The 4,113-nt window shown below is 44.9% G+C and carries 2 protein-coding genes; both read left to right on the top strand.

Annotated features, from left to right (window positions below):
• Positions 1–1,289, top strand: a 1,289-nt coding sequence (locus tag PLH26_RS20680; protein ID WP_324587920.1) for a plastocyanin/azurin family copper-binding protein, incomplete at its 5' end; no start/stop codon positions are given.
• A gap of 645 nt (positions 1,290–1,934) precedes the next feature.
• A partial coding sequence (locus PLH26_RS20675; RefSeq protein WP_324587919.1) for a SusC/RagA family TonB-linked outer membrane protein occupies positions 1,935–4,113 on the top strand: 2,179 nt, incomplete at its 3' end.

The raw sequence follows: 4,113 nt of genomic DNA, 5'->3' as shown, positions 1-4,113 counted from the left end.
GTGACAATAAAGAAGAGGTAAGCGTTGCCATTGGCGCATTGAAGCACCCTGCTGCAGGTGTGCGCAGGGCTGCCATACAGGTGCTGCCGGCAACGGAAGAAGTTTCAAAAGCACTGATCGGGGCGGGTACATTTGAAGATAAAGACCTGCGCGTGGTGCTGGCTGCCGTATTAAAAGCATGCGATCTTCCTCCATCGGAAGCATTGGGACAAGCTTTATTTAAGCTGGCCAGCAAAGAGGGCGGCAGCGCTGAGGATAAATGGATCCAGAGAGCTTTGTTCATCGCATCAGGCATACAACAGCAGGGCTTTGAAAAGGCATTTAAAGCCAGCGGCATCAGCGAACAGGTGGAACTGGGTAAGGCCGGATTGATCCATCGCATAATGCTGCGTTCCCAATTGCATGTACTGTCACTGCCTCAGAATACTTATATCAGGCCCGACCTGTTACCCGATCTCACGGGGAGAGAATTGTTTTTTACTGCAAATGTGGAGTTGAACAATGACCGTAAGAAAGGCGTAATTGCAGCCCAGGGCAATAAGTTGAACGGGTATGCAGTGTATGTTGACAATGACCGGAAATTGCATTTCCAGGTTAACCAAAACAATCAATCCTATACCATACGATCCGGGGATAGTGTTGCCGATACCTTTTCGGTAACTGCCAAACTTTTAAAAGGGGGCGTTATGGAATTGTTTTTAAATGATAAAGAAGTTGCTGCGGGAAAAGCAAAAGGGTTGTTCACCATACCCTTGCGTGATGCCGGCATCCGCATAGCAAATGATTACCGGAGCAGCGGCGCAAAAAAAGCAGGCAATTATGAAGACAGTGCACGGAATATAGGCAGGGTATATGACGCACGTATGGAAGCCCTGCTTGCCGAATCGCAAAAAGCCGATCTGGGTAAGCCCGACCAGGTAATTGTGATGAAGACAGTGCAGAATCAAATGAAATTTGAAAAAACAAAAATTACTGCCAAAGCGGGAACAATACTGGAAATAGTGCTTACCAATATAGATTTCATGCAACACAATTTATTAATACTCAAACCCGGCAGCATGGAAAGGGTAGGAGCCGCAGCAGATAAGCTTGCGCAGGTACCCGAAGGCATTAGTATGCAGTATATCCCTTCCGTTCCGGATGTTTTATTTGCAACACCGTTGGTTAATCCTGATCAGCAGTTCAGCCTGAAGTTCCGTGTGCCGGATATCCCGGGCGATTATCCTTACATCTGCTCTTACCCGGGGCACTGGCGGATCATGAATGGTGTATTAACGGTGGAGAGATAAAAATAATTTTACTTTACGCCCCATGCGGGACTGACCAAAAGGTCGTCATTGCGAGCGAAGACAAGCAATCTCACATACTTGAACTTCTATCGTTCAATGGGATTGCTTCGGTCGTTCCTCCCTCGCAAAGACGTTCAACGACCTTTATGATCAGCCCCGCTTTTTATAAAATACACTTGTGCATTTTTTTGCAGGTTAACAAATCAATAGCGAAATATTTGACAGATTTCATATTCCTTTGACCGCAGATAAGCAATGATTTGGAAGTAGGAATTGTATAAGAGGAAACCCGGACCTGTTGTTGATCCTTTGCGTAAAAGCTATTTGCTTTACCGGTGATTTGTAACGATTTTATCCTAATTTTGTATTTCATTAAGATAATTTCTTCCTGTATCAATTCCCGATCTCCCTCAATTCTGCTAAAATAATATCAAACAAGTAGGCCCATTAACGCGTGGGAATACAAGTATTATGCAACACACGAACGGATAGCATAGGCTTTCCTCTTTAATAATTCATTATTAAAACTACCTGCATATGGATAGAATTACCTGATAGCATTAAACACACGGAGCGTGGCTCCGTTTCCCGCAAAGAAAACAAACTGCCGCTCTGGCAGCGATCATTAAATTAAATGAACCTCATATGAAAAGAAATGAATGCGGCGTATCGCAGCGTATACGCCTTTTACCCAACAAGTACCTGCTTACTGCCGGGATGACCCTCGTGATCGTCTTTGGCCTTTTTATTCCGGTTTTTGCAAACGGCTATGGAAACCTGCTACTCAAAAGTCCGGAGAATCGTTTCAAAAGAAATGCAGCTATTGACATTACCGGTAAAGTAAAAAATGACAATGGTGAACCGCTTCCCGGCGTTACCGTTATGGAAAAAGGAACCAATAACGGAACCACCACAGATGCAACAGGCAGCTTTTCCATTAATGTGAGCAGTGCCGATGCTGTGCTGGTATTGAGTTACGTTGGCTTTAAAAATAAGGAGGTGTCCGTTAGCAATACGGCCGCGTTGCAAAACATAGTATTGTTGCCCGATGTGGGCAGCCTGACTGATATAGTGGTAATAGGTTATGGTACCGCAAAAAAATCCGACCTCACGGGATCGGTTGCAGTGGTAAAGGCAGAGCAGCTGATGGACAGGCCGGTACCCAATGTTACACAGGCATTGCAGGGAAAAGTGGCTGGTGTTGATGTAAGTGTGAACAGCAACGCACCCGGCGCCGGAGCCAAAGTTAGAGTACGCGGATTGGGATCTATCAATTCAAGTCTTGATCCTTTGTATGTAGTAGATGGTGTGGCAGGCGTTGATGGCAATAGCATTAACCCCAATGATATTGCTTCGCTGGAAGTATTAAAAGATGCTTCTTCTACTGCTATTTATGGTGCACGCGGCGCCAATGGTGTAATTATGATCACCACCAAACGGGGCAGAAGCGGAGCTACGAGGGTTACATATGATGGCAATGTAAACATAGCCGAATTGTACCGGCACTTACCCGCACTTGATGCACAGGAATTTGTTGATGTATACAATTTATCTTTTGCCAACGGGCAGAAGTTCGATCCGCTTGGCGGAACATGGGCGCCCCCGAAAGCTTTGAATCATGCCAACTTTCCCCTGCTTTTTGACGAAAATGACAAGCCGCTTTACAATACCAACTGGGAGTCGGAAGTATATAAGCCGGCATTATCTCACAGTCACCAGCTCAATTTCCAGGGTGGCAGCGAGAAAACTTTATTCAGCGTTTCCCTGGGTTATCTGGACCAGGATGGCATAATGGTGAATTCAAATTTTAAACGCTACTCTGCGAGGTTTACATTAGATAATGATGTAAACAGGTGGCTGAAGATCGGCGGTAATCTTTCTTTGATAAAGTCGAGGCAGCGCATGGTATCCGATGGTAACGGCGGGTTGAACGTGCCGCGTATGGTTACGGAAGAGGTTCCTATTCTCCCGGTAAAATACCCCGACGGCACCTGGGCGGGCAACAGCGATATTGACGGGCTGGAAGGAGGTGCAAACCCTGTGCATATTTCGGAAAACAGGTATACGCTCAATAATAATTTTCAGACACAGGGCAATACCTACCTGTTGTTCCATATTACGAAAAACCTGGATTTTAAATCTGATTTTGGATTTAATCTGAATGATCAAAAAAATAATTTCTATTCTGCCGGAGATCTGCATAACCTGTCGCAGGACCAGGGAGGTGTTGCCAACCTGAACGCTTACAATAATATTTACTGGCAGTCTGAAAATTATCTTACATGGAACAGGGAATTTAATAATGGTCATAAAATGACGGCTTTACTGGGCGCCTCCTGGCAGGAATTCAACCAGGAAAGAATGAGAGCGGAAGCGCAGAATTTTATTGATGATATTTTCCAGTGGCATTATTTACAGGCCGGATCAGTTCGTTCCGCTCTGGAGTCGCAGGATTATAAATGGGCGATGAACTCTTATTTTGCACGTGTTACTTATAATATCAGCGATAAATATTTATTTACGGTCACAGGCCGGTATGACGGCTCTTCTAAATTCGGTGCCAATAATAAATATGCATTCTTTCCTTCTATAGGCGCTGCATGGAGGGTTTCAGAAGAAGACTTCATGAAAAACAATGTTAATAGTATTATCAGCGATCTGAAGGTTCGTGCAAGCTATGGTACTTCAGGTAACCAGGAAATAGGGCAGTATCAATCTATTGCGCAAACACTACCCAGCACCACGGTGCTTAACGGAAGTCTTCAGTCAACGCTCATTCCAAGCTACCTGGGCAACCCCCATCTGAAATGGGAAATATCATTGC

The sequence above is a fragment of the Agriterribacter sp. genome (genome assembly GCF_035444585.1).
GTDB lineage: Bacteria > Bacteroidota > Bacteroidia > Chitinophagales > Chitinophagaceae > Agriterribacter.
Note: the sequence above shows the minus strand (reverse complement) of the source record. Positions and strands in the feature narration are given on the sequence as shown.